This is a genomic window from Kitasatospora sp. NBC_01246 (assembly GCF_036226505.1).
Classification (GTDB): domain Bacteria; phylum Actinomycetota; class Actinomycetes; order Streptomycetales; family Streptomycetaceae; genus Kitasatospora.
Genome location: NZ_CP108484.1, coordinates 273,141 through 286,985 on the forward strand (window position 1 = coordinate 273,141; position 13,845 = coordinate 286,985).

General features: G+C 74.3%; 11 protein-coding genes. 5 read left to right on the forward strand and 6 right to left on the reverse strand.

The window, feature by feature from the left end; genetic code table 11:
• Positions 1–20 precede the first annotated feature (20 nt).
• The gene (locus OG618_RS01180) at positions 21–1,412 is read right to left on the reverse strand and encodes a pyridoxal phosphate-dependent decarboxylase family protein (protein ID WP_329485196.1); all 1,392 of its coding nucleotides are present in this window, start codon (positions 1,410–1,412) and stop codon (positions 21–23) included.
• A gap of 1,032 nt (positions 1,413–2,444) precedes the next feature.
• Here OG618_RS01180 and OG618_RS01185 point away from each other — a divergent pair.
• On the forward strand, positions 2,445–2,822 hold the full coding sequence (locus OG618_RS01185) for a hypothetical protein (RefSeq protein ID WP_329485197.1): 378 nt from the start codon (positions 2,445–2,447) through the stop codon (positions 2,820–2,822).
• Positions 2,823–3,031: 209 nt separating this feature from the next.
• Positions 3,032–4,336, forward strand: a complete 1,305-nt coding sequence (locus OG618_RS01190) for a YncE family protein (RefSeq protein WP_442906721.1) — start codon at positions 3,032–3,034, stop codon at positions 4,334–4,336.
• Between the two features lie 100 nt (positions 4,337–4,436).
• Here the strand turns inward: OG618_RS01190 and OG618_RS01195 are convergent, their stop codons facing one another.
• From OG618_RS01195 to OG618_RS01210, 4 genes are all read right to left on the reverse strand, one after another.
• The gene (locus tag OG618_RS01195) at positions 4,437–5,726 is read right to left on the reverse strand and encodes an MFS transporter (protein WP_329485199.1); all 1,290 of its coding nucleotides are present in this window, start codon (positions 5,724–5,726) and stop codon (positions 4,437–4,439) included.
• 44 nt (positions 5,727–5,770) lie between these two features.
• On the reverse strand, positions 5,771–7,930 hold the full coding sequence (locus OG618_RS01200) for a PEP/pyruvate-binding domain-containing protein (protein ID WP_329485201.1): 2,160 nt from the start codon (positions 7,928–7,930) through the stop codon (positions 5,771–5,773).
• Entirely contained in the window at positions 7,927–9,315 is a 1,389-nt protein-coding gene (locus OG618_RS01205; RefSeq protein WP_329485202.1) for an ATP-grasp domain-containing protein, read from the reverse strand. Before OG618_RS01205 ends, OG618_RS01200 begins: the two co-directional genes overlap by 4 nt.
• Positions 9,316–10,242: 927 nt before the next feature.
• The gene (locus tag OG618_RS01210) at positions 10,243–10,815 is read right to left on the reverse strand and encodes a hypothetical protein (protein ID WP_329485203.1); all 573 of its coding nucleotides are present in this window, start codon (positions 10,813–10,815) and stop codon (positions 10,243–10,245) included.
• A gap of 203 nt (positions 10,816–11,018) precedes the next feature.
• Here OG618_RS01210 and OG618_RS01215 point away from each other — a divergent pair, with 203 nt between their 5' ends.
• Complete coding sequence (locus OG618_RS01215) at positions 11,019–11,750, forward strand: helix-turn-helix transcriptional regulator (RefSeq protein WP_329485204.1); 732 nt, start codon at positions 11,019–11,021, stop codon at positions 11,748–11,750.
• 32 nt (positions 11,751–11,782) lie between these two features.
• Positions 11,783–12,265: a DUF3291 domain-containing protein gene (locus OG618_RS01220; protein WP_329485205.1), complete on the forward strand. Its 483-nt coding sequence runs from the start codon at positions 11,783–11,785 to the stop codon at positions 12,263–12,265.
• 91 nt (positions 12,266–12,356) lie between these two features.
• Here the strand turns inward: OG618_RS01220 and OG618_RS01225 are convergent, their stop codons facing one another.
• Positions 12,357–12,770, reverse strand: a complete 414-nt coding sequence (locus tag OG618_RS01225; protein WP_329485206.1) for a RidA family protein — start codon at positions 12,768–12,770, stop codon at positions 12,357–12,359.
• 73 nt (positions 12,771–12,843) lie between these two features.
• Between OG618_RS01225 and OG618_RS01230 the strand changes: the two genes are divergently transcribed.
• Positions 12,844–13,737 carry a LysR family transcriptional regulator gene (locus OG618_RS01230; RefSeq protein ID WP_329485207.1) on the forward strand — a complete coding sequence of 298 codons (894 nt, stop codon included), beginning with the start codon at positions 12,844–12,846 and terminating at the stop codon, positions 13,735–13,737.
• Positions 13,738–13,845: the final 108 nt, after the last annotated feature.

Here is a 13,845-nt window from a genome sequence, read left to right on the forward strand (position 1 = left end):
CGACACCCGACCGCGGCCGGTCAGCTCGCGCCGGCCGCCGCGCGCAGCGCCGCCAGGACGCGGTCGGTGTCGGTCGCGGTGGTGCGCCAGTTGCTGAAGGCGGCGCGGACCGCGGGCACCCCGTCGTACACCGTCGGAGTCAGGAACGCCTCCCCGGAGGCCGCGACGCGGCGCAGCAGGGCGTCGACGTCCTGCTGCGCGGGCCGCCCGGCGAGGGTGAAGCAGACCACGTTGAGGCGCACCGGCGCGAGCAGCCGGAAGGCCGGATCCGCGGCGAGGGACGCGCCCAGCCGGGCCGCCTCGGCGCAGTTGCGCTCCACGATCTCCCGGTGGCCCGCCCGGCCGTAGGCGGTGAGCGCGAACCAGGCCGGCAGGGCCCGCAGCCGCCTGGAGTTCTCCGGGGCCAGGTGCACCGGGTCCGGGTCGCCGGTCGGGGCGCCGAGGTACGGCGAGGCGTTGTGGAAGGCGGCCACCTGGAGGTCCCGGCGGCGGGTGAACTGCACGGCCGCGTCGTACGGGACGTTCAGCCACTTGTGCAGGTCCACGCAGACCGAGTCGGCCGCGTCCAGACCGTCGACCAGGTGCGCGTGGGCCGGCGAGAGAGCCGCGAAGGCGCCGAACGCGGCGTCGACGTGCAGCCAGAACGGGTACCGCGCGCGCAGCGCGGCGATCGCCCGCAGGTCGTCGAAGTCGACGGTGTTGACCGTGCCGGCGTTGGCGACCACCACGGCCGGACGCCCGTCCAGTGCCGCGAGTTCGTCGGCGAGCGCGGCCACGTCGACCGCCTCCCGCCCGTCCAGCGTCCGCACCTGCCGCAGGGCGCCCCGGCCGAGTCCGAGCACGGACAGCGCCTTCCCGATGCTCGAATGCGCGGCGCCGGACAGGACGTCGACCGGCCCGAGGGCGGCGAGGCCGTCCTGGGTGACGCTGACGCCGCGCCGCTCGCCCACCCACTCACGGGCGACGGCGAGGCCGACGAGGTTCGAGGTCGTCGCGCCGCTGACGAAGACGCCCGCGTGGGCCTCGCCGAGGCCGAAAAGGCCGCGGAGCCAGCCGATGGTCTCCTGTTCCAGGTCGGCCGCGGCCGAGCCGGTCCGGTTGCTGACGTTCTGGTCGAAGGCGGCCGTCAGCCAGTCTCCGGCGAGCGCGGCCGGGGTCGCCCCGCCCGTGACGAAGCCGAGGTAACGGGGGCCGGCGCTGCCGCTGAACCCCGGCTCCCAGCGCTGGGCGAACAGCTTCAGCGCGCCGTCGGTGCCGCTCCCCTCGTCGGGCAGCGGCTCCACGGGCCCGGGCGCGCCGGGCGTCACCACCGGCCGGTCCGCGAGGCCCGCGAGCACGTGCGCAGCGCGATCGCCGACCGCGTCGAGGAGTTCGGGCAGTCGGGCGAGGTCTTCACCGAGGCGAGGATGCATGCGGACAGCCTAGGCTCGGGCCCGGCCGGGGCCAACGGCCCCCGGGGCGGGACGCGGCCCGCGGGCCGTGGGACGGCCGCGAGCTTCTGCCGGTGCCGCCGGCGAAGCCCGACACCCCCGCCACGGCGCGTACTTCATGGGCGCCGTCACCTGCTGCTCCACCCGCCGGTGAGCGGAGGCGTCCAGCGTCCCGGGGCCCTGCCCTCAGGGCTCACCGGCCGGGCCGACACGTCCGGCGGCGTCGCACCGGGTAGGGCGGGCGCCCGCCGCGACGCGGCGCCGGGCAGACGGTTTCCGAACTCGACCTCGGTACAGGGGTTTGCCGCACGCGATCGGGGTCAGAAGTGCCGCGGGGCGTCGCGCCTCCCGATCGGGGCCATCCCCCCCGGACCGGTCGGGACCGCGCGCGACGCCCGTGCGGTTCCCAGGGTCCGCCGCCACTCCCCCTCCCGGCGGCGGACCTGGGCCCGCTCCCCCACCTCCGTCGTACGCCGTGACCCTTCGGGTCGGCGGCCGCCGACACCCCCGTGCCCCGTCGTACAGCTGAGCCCACCTCAGCGGCCCACCATGGCCGGGGCGGCGGCGTGAGGGCCTCGGCGGGAGCGGCCGGTTTCACCCATCCTCTACAGTCCTGTAGATTTTGGCTGGCAGCGGGCCGCACCGGCCCGGCCGGGGCGCGACCTGGTGGCGACACCGACGCACCCGTGCCGACGCAGTACCGATCGAGTGCTCCGGGGGAAGCGACCGTGGTCCCACCGCTCGGGCTCCGCCCGGAGGGCCGGTCGGTGGCGGGCACGTCCTGGCCCGGAGTGACGGTCGGCGCACGCGGATCGGCAGCCGGGACCACCGCGGCCGTGACGGAGCGCGAACTCTGCGGCCGGCGTCGGCGGCGCGGGTGGGCGCCGCCGCCGGGGTGTCGGAGGCTCCCTGACGACGTGCCACCGGGCGCTGTCCGGACGCCCGCCTCTGACGGAGCGTGCCCAGGCCGAGAGCCGCGCCCGCAGGACACCATGGAAAACAGCAGGAGGAACAGTGAAGTCGCGCATCATCACGAGAGTCGTCCCCGCCCTCGTTCTGGCAGGCCTGATGCTGGGCTCGCCGGGCGTCGCCGCGGCCGCGCCGGCCGCGGTCCACGCGGCCGGGTCCGTCGCCCGGCCCGCGGAGTCGGGCGTCGACCGGGCGGGGGACCGCGCGGCGCCCGCCGTCGCGCAGCCGGTCGAGAACCGCGAGGACCGGGCCGCCGCGCTCGCGGCCGACGACAAGAAGGAGAAGAAGAAGGGCGGCTTCTTCAAGAAGCTCGGCATAGCCGTCCTCGTCGTCATCCTGTTGATCGTGCTGTTCGCCGTCGGGCTCGTCGTCGCGATCGTCTTCGCGATCCGCGCCATCTTCCGCCGCCGCCGGGAGGCGTGAGCACCGGCCCGGGTGCCGGGGGCGGGCGGCCGTGCGGCCCCGGCCCGGGCCAGGACGAGTGCGCCGGGCCACCGCCGGCGGGCGGTGGCCCTCCCCCAATTGGTGCGCGCAGACGTCTTGGCAGAAGGAGGGGGCCTTCCCTACCGTCGAGTAACGCAATCGACCGACGCCCACCCCCCCACTCTGCGCGTCTGCGCGAAGGAGCGGCGATGTCCCCGCACGCGTTATCGTCCGACGCCCGCCCGTCCCGCCGGTCCCGGCCCGTCAGGGCCGCCGTGGGCGCCCTCGCGGCCGCCCTCGTCCTGCCCCTCGCCGCCGTCGCCCCGGCCGCCGCGACGGCCGGGCCGGCTCCCGGGCACGTGCGCGCCCTGCGCGAGGTGATGTTCGTCGGCAACAACTGGGACGGCACCGCGGACGTCATCCGCTCCACCGGTGACCTGGCCGGGATCGGCCGTGTCAACGTCGTCCCCGACAAGGACCAGCGGCTCACCGAGATCTACCTCAACCCCGTCAAACTCGCCTACTTCCTGGGCGTCCGGCTGGGCCCGGGCGAGGGCCACGACCAGTTCGTCGACGACATGTACTCCACCCCAGACGGGTCCGCGGTGGTCGTCTCGCGCCCGAGCTTCGCCGACGTCGTCTCCATCGACCTCGCCACCGGGCGGATCAACTGGCGCTTTCCCGTGTCGGGTTACCGCTCGGACCACATGGCGCTCTCCCCGGACGGCACCCGCGTGGCGGTCTCCGCCTCCACCTCCAACACGGTCCATGTGCTGGACGTCCGCACCGGCGCGCAACTCGGCTCGTTCTCGACCGGGGACAAGCCCCACGAGAACCTCTTCACCGACGGCGGGCGGCGGATCTGGAACATGTCGATCGGCGAGGTCAACACCGCCCTCGACGCGCCGTGGCTGGACTGGACGAAGGGCGACCGCCGGATCACCGTGGTCGACGCCGACACGTTCGCGCCGGTCAGGGTCATCGACATGCGGGAGCGGCTGGACGCCGCCGGCCGCTCGGACCTCTCCGACGCGATCCGCCCGGCGGCGTTCACCCCGGACGGGTCGACGCTCTACTTCCAGGTGTCCTTCTTCAACGGCCTGGTCGAGTACGACGTCGCCGCCGACCGGATCACCCGGGTCAAGACCCTGCCGAAGAACCCCGCGACCAGCGAGGACCGCACCACCTGGGTCAACGACTCGCGCCACCACGGCCTGTCGATGAGCCCGGCCGGTGACAAGCTCTGTGTCGCCGGCACCATGGACGACTACGCGACCGTGGTCGACCGGGCCACGCTCCAGGAGGGCCCGCTGGTGCCCGCCTCGAAACCGTACTGGGCCACCGTGAGCGGCGACGGCACGGCCTGCGTGATCTCCGAGAGCGGCGCCGACCAGGTCACCGCGATCGACTTCGCGACCGGACGGAAGACCGTCTCCGTACCGGTCGGCGACCACCCGCAGCGCGTACGCCTCGGCCACGTGCCGGCCGACTGGACCGGCCCCTCGGGGGCGTGACCCGGGCCGGCCCGGGCGCCCGGTCGTCCGGTCGGCCCCGCCACCGCCCCCGCCGCCCGTTCGCCGCACGGACACTGCCGGGACGGGCGCGGTGGAGCGGCTACCGGGACAGCGCCCGGTCCGACGGGGTGCCGGTGTCCGCTCCCGGACCGGGGCGGCGCCGGACCAGCCGCAGCGCCACCGCGACGGCGCCCAGCAGGACGCAGGTGCCCAGGGCGGCGTGCAGGAGCAGCGCGTCGAGCCGGTCCGCCGCCAGGTAGGCGCCGACGGCGAGCGCCACCAGGGCGCACACCCCGCGGTCGATGATCGACTCCAGGGACAGCAGGGTCGCCCGGTAGGGGGTCGGCGGGATGGCCGCGTTGATCAGGTAGCGCTGGACCGGGTAGGCGAGGCCGGTGGCGGCGGCGAACACGCACAGCCACGCGATGGTCGCCGCCGCACCGGACAGGGCGGTGGCGGCCAGCGATCCGGCCATCACGAGGCTCAGCACGGTGACGGCCGCGGTGTCCGAGAGCCTGGCCCGGATCCAGCCGGGCCGGGAGGAGCCCAGCGCCTCGGCCACCGTCATCGCGGAGAGCACCGCGCCGTGGTCGGCGACCGGGACGGCCCTGGCCAGCAGCAGCGGCTGGAACAGGTTGACCTGGCAGATCCGGGCCAGGGTGAAGATCGCCACGCCCTGGACCATCAGCGGTCCCAGGGCCCGGGAGGTCCGCAGCACCTTCCACGCCTGACGCACGGAGTCCAGGAACCCGCCGCCGGGCACGGCCCCGGCCGGCGGAGGCGCCGAGGGCGGCGGGGGCAGCGCCGGCAACGCGGCGGCGCAGGCCAGGGAGCCGAGGGTGCAGGCGGCGGTCAGCAGGTAGGGCGCCTGGTGGACCGTACCCATCAGCACGCCCACCAGCGGCCAGCAGGCGATCTTCGCCCACAGGCCGAGGGCCCGCGCGGTGCCCTCCGCCTGCACGTAGCGCTCTCCGGCGCCCTCGGCGTGCAGGTACTCGTAGAGGTAGGCGCTGGAGGCACCGGAGACCAGGGAGCGGGCGGCGGCGATCGCCAGGAAGTGCAGCAGGAAGCCGGTGGCGGAGGGCAGCGCCACCGGCACCAGGTTGGCGGCCGTCATCACCGCGGCCCCGAGCCGCAGGCAGGTCCGCTGCCCGATCCGGTCGGCGATGAAGCCGGTGGGGACCTCCAGCAGGCAGAAGGCGACGTAGTAGACGCTCTGGATGCCGAAGATCTGGCTGTCCGACAGGCCGGCCTGCCGCTGGTACTCGTAGAAGACCGGCATCCACCACAGCAGGTTGAACAGCAGTTGGAAGCCGTTGTTCAGGCGGACCACCCGGCGGACCCCGGGCGGGGCGGCGGGACCGCGCTTGGCTCGGCCGAGCAGGGACACGAGCTTGCCTTCCTTCGCGTCGGGGGGGTGGTTCCGCGGGCCGCTCAGCCGTTGTAGGGGCGCAGTTGCAGCAGGTGGACCCGGCCGCCGGGGGCCAGCAGCCACTCCACGTCGAGGGGTGCGGCGAAGGTGTAGTCCGCGGCGAAGTGGGACTGGAGCAGGCGTCCGGCCAGGGCGAGCCGGCCGAGGTGTGCCCGGGTCTCGGCGTCGAGGTCCTCGGCGGCGGCGCCGAGCGAGAGCGTCCGGCCGCCGCCCTCCACGGTGTTGTAGAGGTACTGCAGCGGCAGCGCGGTGCCGTCGACCACCGCCGAGGTCGAGCCGGGCGCGCAGTTGAGGTAGACGTTGCGGAAGTCCGCCCGGTTGGTGGGGTTGCAGGTCACCATCACCCCACCGAGCGGGGACGGCTCGTAGCGCTGGACGATCACCCCCATGAACGTGTCGTCCAGGGAGATGCCGGCCTCGTGGCGCAGCCGGACGCTGCGCGGCGACAGCAGCGAGGCCCACACCTGGCGGATCGCGTCGAGCAGGCCCGGCAGGTCGGTGACCTTGGTGTGCGACTCGTAGATGCCCGCGGCGGAGAAGCCCGGCAGGTCCTCGGCGTTGGAGGAGGAGCGCACCGCCAGCCGCCCGGCGCCGGCGAGGTGGCGCACCGCGTGCGCGTCCAGCGCCCGCACCAGGTCGTCGGGGACGGGGGTGGCCACGATGAGGTGCTGGAGCTGGACGCAGACCGAGTCGACCGCGTCCATCGCGCCGAGTTCGAGCGCCATCTTCAGCTTGCCGATGCTCTGCTGCACGGCCCGGGAGGAGTCCAGGAAGCGCTGCTGGACGGCGAACGGCACCGCGATCCCCTCGGGCGCGCTGACGTGCCGGGACAGGAAGTCCGCCGCCGCCTGGACGAGGTCGGCGTCCGCGGCCACCCCCAGCCGCCCGGCCAGGTGGCCCAGCAGGTCGGGTCGCGGCGCGCGGGGCACCGAGTAGTAGCCGGTCAGCCGGGCCGATCCGTGGCGCAGCACGTGGTGGAGTTCGCCCAGGTTGGCCGCCTTGGTGCCGTAGCCGCGGCGGTCCCCGGCGCGCAGCCGGGAGAGCGGCACGATCGGCACGTCCTCCACCCGGGGGGCGTCGATCCGGATGCGCTGGGTGTGCCAGACCGGCTGGGTGAGGTCGGCCGGCTCCTCGGCCCGCTCGATGGTGACGCCGTCGGCGCCGACCTCGTAGCGGACCCAGCCGCCGTCCAGGTCGTCGGCGGCGATCCGGTCGAGGGCGCCGCGCACGATGGCGTTGGGTATCCCCCAGCCGGCGGCCAGCATGTTGGTGTGCGACAGCGGGGTGGTGGGCAGGGCGTTGACCAGGCCGGCCAGCCGGGGGATGTCGTCGGGGACGACCGGCATGGCCACGATGTCGTACCAGGTGAGGTCCGCCCGGGCGGCGCGGTACGCGTCCGCGTCGGCGAAGGCGCGCAGCCGGCCGGTGGCCGATCCCAGGGTGAGCGGGACGAAGGGCCGCGCGGCGAGCAGCGCGTCCGAGCCGGTCCGGGGCAGGACGCTCTCGGGCACGGCCGCCAGGGCGTTCTCCTGCGCGTGGTTGGCCGGCTTCACCAGCAAGGCGAGGGACTGGTCGAGGTGCTCGCGGACGAAGCGGTGGAACTCGGTGAGCAGGTCGGCGCCCATGGTGTCGGCCTCGGTGGTCTCCAGGACCATGAACGGCTCGGTCGACCGGCTGGGCTGGTCGGCCTGGCTGGGCTGGTTCGCCTGGTCGCCGGCGTGCAGGGAGAGCACGCCGAGCAGGAAGCGCCGGTCCGGGTCCTGGTAGACGCTCCGGTTGAAGCCGTCGAGGTCGGCGTCGAGCTCCTCCAGGGTCAGGCCCTCGATCGTGGTGGCGATGTAGTCGACGTGGAACGGGTGCACGGCGCTGTCGAGGATGTGCCACAGCGCCTTGTGCCGGTCGACGACGACCTTGACGTAGGGATGGCCGCCGAGCGTGCCGCAGAGCCGTTCGAAGAGCGGCATGGTGAGACGCGCGCCGATCACCGCACCGGTCTCGGTGCCGGTGTCCGTGTCGCTCTCCGTGCCGAGCATCGCGTCGGTCTCCGTGCCGGTCGGCGCGCCGTCCGGCGCCGCGTTCGTGGCCTCGTTCGGCGCGTCGTACGTCGCCTCGTTCGTCTGCGGGCCGGCGGCGCCCGCCGACGCGCCGGGGTGGGCGGTCACCGGCTCGCTCCGGTCGTCAGGTGGGCGGTCAGTGCCTTGGGCAACGCCTCGATGATCCGGGTGCAGTCCGCCACCAGGACGTCCGCCGACCTCGCGGTCAGGAAGCACAGGGCAGCCATGGTGTTGGCGCCCTCGGCCCGCTCGTACGCGGGCATCGGGGTGCCGGCGGGGAGGCTGCGTTCCCGGACCGGTTCGATCGTGGAGCCGGGGCTGAGCAGGTCCGTCCAGTCCACGGCGTCGAAGTCCCAGCGCGGCTGCTCGCTCCAGGGCTCGCCCGCGCGGTCGGCGGCGAGGATCACCAGCGAGCCGGCGGCCCCGGCGGCCCCGCTGCCCCCGGCGCCGGTGAGCATGGCGGGCGGGTAGGCGACGGGCCGCCCGAGCAGTTCGCGCGTCAGCATGCCGATCATGTCGAGTCCGAAGACGGCCTCCACCTGCCGGGTCGTCATCACGCCCCCGAACCGGGCGGCGGTCTCGATCAGCCACATGTCCCGTCCGCCGGGGGCGAGTTTGATCTCGGTGTGGGTGGCGCAGGTGTCCAGACCGAGCGCGTCCACGGCGGCCCGGGAGGCCGCCTCGATCCGGCGCTGGAGGGGCTCGGACAGGTCCGCCGGAGCGATGCTCGCGCGCTCGGTGAAGGGCGGGACGGTCGGCAGCCGGCCGGTGAGGCACAGCGGGTGGTAGACGCCGCCGGCGACGATGCCCTCCACGCTGACGTAGTCGCCCCAGCCCGGATCGGCGAACCAGCCCCGGATGCCGCCGGTGACGATCTCCTCCAGCAGGAAGTCGCTCACCCCCTCGTCGGCGGCGTGCAGTTCGGCGTAGCCCTCCTCGGCGGAGGAGGCCATCACGGACCGGCCGAGCCGCCAGGCGCGGCCCGCCTCCCGGGCGTCGCGCACGGTGAGGTGCGCGGTCGATCCGGCGCTCCACGCGGCCTTCAGCAGCAGCGGCGGGGTCAGCCGTCGGAACGCCTCGTCGATGTCGGCGGCGCCGTGGATCTCGGCGAAGCCCGGGACGGGTACGCCGGCATCACGCCAGATCCGCCGCATCAGGCGCTTGTCGCGGGCCGCCGCGACGTGCTCCCCCGGGCCGGCCAGCCCGAGTCGGCGGCAGGCGAGGGCCACGGCCACCACCGCGTACTCGGAGAACGTCAGCACGGCCTGCGCCGCGACGCGTTCGGCGTGGTCGGCGATCAGCTCGACCAGCGCCGTCCCGCCCGAGGGCGGCGCCTCGGTGACCGACGCGCAGGCCGGCCGCCAGGTGTCCGCCGTGACCTGCGGCAGTGGCGCGAGCGCCAGCAGATGGACCTCGCCGTGCGCCGCCATGCGCGGGACCGCGTACTCCAGGGGCGGACCGCCCCTCGCATGCACGAACAGGATGCTGCTCATCTCGCTCCTCGGGGTTGGGCGGACAGGGACGTTGCCTGTCGTGTCGGGTGCCCGGTGGCCGGCCCGTCCTCGGGCGCCCGGACCACGGCGGGGGCGCGGCACCCCGGTGCGGCGTGCACCGCACCGGAGGACGGATGCCCGGTTGTACCGTTGCCAACAGCAGCAGCTGACCGGCCGTCACGTGCTTTCGGCCTGACGTCGGCAGCGCATCTCCGCCTCGGGCCGGGCCTGCCTCTATCCTCAGCAGCCATGCTTGTCATGCACCAATCGGACTGGACCCCGACCGAGACTTTCCGCCACCCGGCACAGGCCACCGGCACCGGGCCCGGTCGGCAGCCCGACCCGCCCGGACACGCCCGCACGATCGGGGCCGCGCCCGCACCCGCCGGGCGCCGCACTCCGCTCCCCCGCGCCGAGCACGACCGGCGAAGTCGCGAGCGGGCGGCACCGGAGAAGCGCCGGTACGCGGCGGCGGCGCCCGTGAAAGCCTCGGACCGCTGGGCCCGCCACCTGGCTCCGCCGTGGCCGCGGCGGAGCCAGGTGGCGGGCCGGTTCGACGCCCGGCGCGGGATCCTCCACCGGCATCGTGCGGGGCCGTCGGACGTCGGCCCCCACCAGCCCGTGCCGCCCGCCTCGCCGCAGCCGACGATGGCCGGAATCGTCTCCCGCCCGTGGTGGGTCGGGCACCGCTCGGCCCGGCGGCTGCCGGCCCGCCGTCCCGGGAAGGGCGTGGCGCTCCTCTCGGCGAGCGGCTCGACCTCCGCGCCACCCTCAGCAGGGCCGCCGGGACGCGCGCCCCGCCGACCGCGCTGCTACTCGGCCCGCCAGTGCACGAAGCGGGGCGGGACCGCGCCGCAGGTGACGACGGCACCGATGGGACTCCTCTACGGGGAGGCCTCCGGGGCGATCACCCCGTCGCCGAGACCGTCAGTCGTCCAAGGGACGCTCGTGCATCCAGTCCAGGCAGCCCGGCATCAGGAAGCACGCGTAGAGGACCTGGAGGACCACCAGCAGCACGGCCGGCCAGGACCCGAACATGAGCCCGACCAGCAGCGGGAGGGCACTGGGCACCAGGGCGACGACGGCTCCCACCCCACCACCCCGACCCGCTCTCGGCGCCACCGCCAGAAGGAGCACGAGGGTGGGGAACGTCACCAGGCAGGCCACGATGGACAGCGGCCACACGTACGTCGCGAAGTCCGCCCGCGCGAACCCGTCCCGGCCCCGCCCTCCCGGCAACGACAGCCCCAGTACGACGAACACCAGAGCCGGTGGAACGAAACAGCAGGCGAGGTAACGCACCATCGCCTTTCCCACCCAGTGAAGCTCACACCTCCACTGCTCCGCCGACCGGCCGGTCGCCAGCCGGGCCACGAGGATCAGGACGGCCACCCCCACGACCGCCTCCAGGAAGACGATGCTCCCGTGCTCGGCGGGCAACCACACGACCACCCCGACCGGCAACGCACCGAGCAGTACCACCGCAACGGCCACGAACACCGTCCGGAGGGAAGCACTCCGCTGGCCCAATCACTCCACCCCAGGATTGAACGCGTTCAAATCATCAGGGCGCCACTCTCCCATACCCGCCCGACAACGACCCGAGCGTGGGTCGAGCTGCCCGGCCACCAAGGGGCCAGCGGGCGGTCGGTGGCGGAGACGACCCTTCTATCTCCGATCCACGTTGTTCCTAGAATGGCGGGGTGAACGACATCGATGCGATCGCACTGTTGCAGGATCCGGTGCGGCGACGCCTGTACGAGTACGTGGTGGCGCAGGGCCGCGAGGTCGGCCGCAACGAGGCCGCCGAGGCGGCCGGGGTGGCGCGCACTCTCGCCGCGCACCATCTGGACCGGCTGACCGAGGCCGGGCTGCTGGAGAGCGGCAGCCGTCGGCTGTCGGGCCGCTCGGGGCCGGGCGCGGGCCGTCCGGCCAAGGTGTACACGCGGGCGCCGGGCGAACGCTCGGTGTCCCTGCCCGCCCGTGACTACCGGACCGTCGCCGAGCTGCTCGCGGAGGCCGCCGAGCAGGCCGGGCTGGATTCCGGGCTGTACGCGGCCGCGCGCCGCCGGGGGGAGGCGCTGCGCGGCTCGGCGGAACCCTGCGGCGGTCTCGCGGAGGCCATGGAGTTGCTGGCCGCGCGCGGGTACGAGCCGCGTCTGGACACCCTCGGGGAGGACCGGGGTGTCGAGGGCGACGACGCCGCCGACGGCGTCGAGGAGGCGACCGGGGCGGTGGCCGAAGCGGGGGTGGTCCGCATGCGCAACTGTCCCTTCCACGCGGTCTCCGAGCGCTTTCCGCCCCTCGTCTGCGGCATGAACCTGGCCCTCCTGGAAGGGCTGCTCGGAGTGGACGGCCCCGTCCGCGCCCGGATGGACGCCCGGCCCGGGGACTGCTGCGTGATCGTCGAGCCCTCTAAAACCAATACTGATTGACATAGAAAAGCGAGCCGTGCTGGGATGAGGCCATGACCTCCTCCACGCATGCCCTCCACCTGGCCCAGCTCAATGTCGCCACCCTCCGGCACCCCCTCGACGACCCCCGCACCGCACCGTTCGTCGAGTTGCTCGAACCGATCAACACCGCCGCCGACGGTGCGCCCGGCTTCGTGTGGCGGCTCACCGAGGACGGCGAGGCCGACGCGACCGGACTGCGCCCGGCGGGCGAGAACGTCATCGTCAACCTGTCGGTGTGGGAGAGCCAGGAAGCCCTCTGGGACTTCACCTACCGCAGTGGCCACCTGGACGCGACACGACGGCGGCGCGAATGGTTCCACCGGCACGCCGAGGCACACCTGGTGCTCTGGTGGATCCCCGCCGGTCACCTCCCCACCGTCGGCGAGGCCTTGGCACGACTGGCCGACCTGCGGGAGCACGGTCCGTCTCCCCGCGCCTTCACCTTCGCGTCCTCGTTCACGCCCGCCGAGGCCGCCCCGCAGCCCGCGCCGTGACACAGGCTCCGCAGCCCGCGCCGTGACACCGGCTCCGCCCTCGACGGCTGTCTGAGGCCGGGCCACCCGGTCCGGGGCGCCGCCTGCCGGGTCAGTCAACGGCGGAGACGGTACCCGGCCCTGCGGGCCGTCGTGCGTCGACCTCGATCTCGATCTTCATCCGGGGGTCGGAGAGGCCGCATTCGAGCATCGTCGCGGCCGGTCGCACCGCCCCGAAGGTGCGGCGCAGGGCGGGCCAGCACGGCGGGAAGTCCTCGCGATCGGGCAGGAGGTACCTGACCCGAACGACGTCCGCGAAGGTGCAACCCGCCTGTGCCAGTGCCTCCGCGATGTTGCGCAGGCACTGCTCCGCCTGCTCCACCACGTCGTCGGAGATGGTCATGGTCGGGTAGTCGAACCCGGTCGTCCCCGACACGTGCACCCGGTCGCCGTCCACCACCGCCCGGGCGTAGCCGATCTCCTCCTCGAAGGTGGAACCGCTCAGGATCGCGCGTCGCTCTGTCATGCAGCGAAAGCTAGGGAACCAGCGGGTGATATGTCCAATAGCATGGAAACCATCGTGTGATATCCCTGGCGGCATGGATCGCCCGGAACTCGGCCTGCACCAACTCCACGCCTTCGCCGTTCTCGCCGAGGAACTCCACTTCGGACGCGCGGCGGAGCGGCTGGGCATCGCACAACCGCCGCTCAGCCAGCAGATCCGCCGTCTGGAGGCGAAGGTCGGGCACCCGCTGTTCAGCCGGGCGCCGGGCCGGGTCGCGCTCACCGCGGCAGGACAGGAGCTCCTGCCGGCCGCGCGGCACGCGCTCGACGAGGTCGCCGCCGCACTGAGCGCGGCGCGGGCCGTCGCCGACGGCGAGGCCGGTCGCATCCGGATCGGCTTCTCCGGGTCACTCGCGCTGAGTGTCCTGCCGGGCCTGCTGCGCGCCTACCACGACCGGTACCCCGCGGTGGAGATGGAGATCCGGGAGATGACCACGGCGGTGCAGGTGACCGCCCTGCACGAGCAGGTGATCGACCTCGGGCTCCTGCGGGAGCCGCCGGACGAGCCGGGACTGATGAACGAGATGATCCTGTCCGAGGAGTTCGTCGCCGTCCTGCCGCGGTCCCACCCCCTCGCGGCCCGACGCGTGGTCCCCGTCGAGGCGCTGGCGGGCGAGCCGTTCGTGCTGCTGCCCCGCAGCGCCGGACCGACAGTGCTCGACCGGATCCTCCACCTGTGCCGCGACGCGGGATTCGAGCCGCGCCTCGGACAGCAGGCGGTGGAGTGGCAGACGGTCTCCGCGCTCGTGGAGGCGGGGCTCGGCGTCTCGCTCGCCCCGGCGAGCATCCGCCGGATCCGGCTGAAAGGCGTCGCGTACCGCCGGATCGAGCCGAACACCACACGCACCACCGTCGCGATGACCTGGCGGCGCGACGACCGGAATCCCCTGGTCGCGCGGTTCCTGGAGGAAGCCCGTCGCGAACCCTGAACCCGTTCGGTGGGCAGGTGGCGGCACGCTCCGGCTGGGGGCCGGCCGGTGGTCGGGGCGGCCGGCCTGGGCACGGTCCGGCCGCCCCGGCGGGCGGCGCCGTACGAG

Coding starts and splice junctions, on each gene's coding strand:
- OG618_RS01180 (WP_329485196.1), bottom strand. CDS start 1,412: ATGCATCCTCGCCTCGGTGAAGACCTCGCCCGACTGCCCGAACTCCTC.
- OG618_RS01190 (WP_442906721.1), top strand. CDS start 3,032: ATGTCCCCGCACGCGTTATCGTCCGACGCCCGCCCGTCCCGCCGGTCC.
- OG618_RS01205 (WP_329485202.1), bottom strand. CDS start 9,315: ATGAGCAGCATCCTGTTCGTGCATGCGAGGGGCGGTCCGCCCCTGGAG.
- OG618_RS01220 (WP_329485205.1), top strand. CDS start 11,783: ATGACCTCCTCCACGCATGCCCTCCACCTGGCCCAGCTCAATGTCGCC.
- OG618_RS01225 (WP_329485206.1), bottom strand. CDS start 12,770: ATGACAGAGCGACGCGCGATCCTGAGCGGTTCCACCTTCGAGGAGGAG.
- OG618_RS01230 (WP_329485207.1), top strand. CDS start 12,844: ATGGATCGCCCGGAACTCGGCCTGCACCAACTCCACGCCTTCGCCGTT.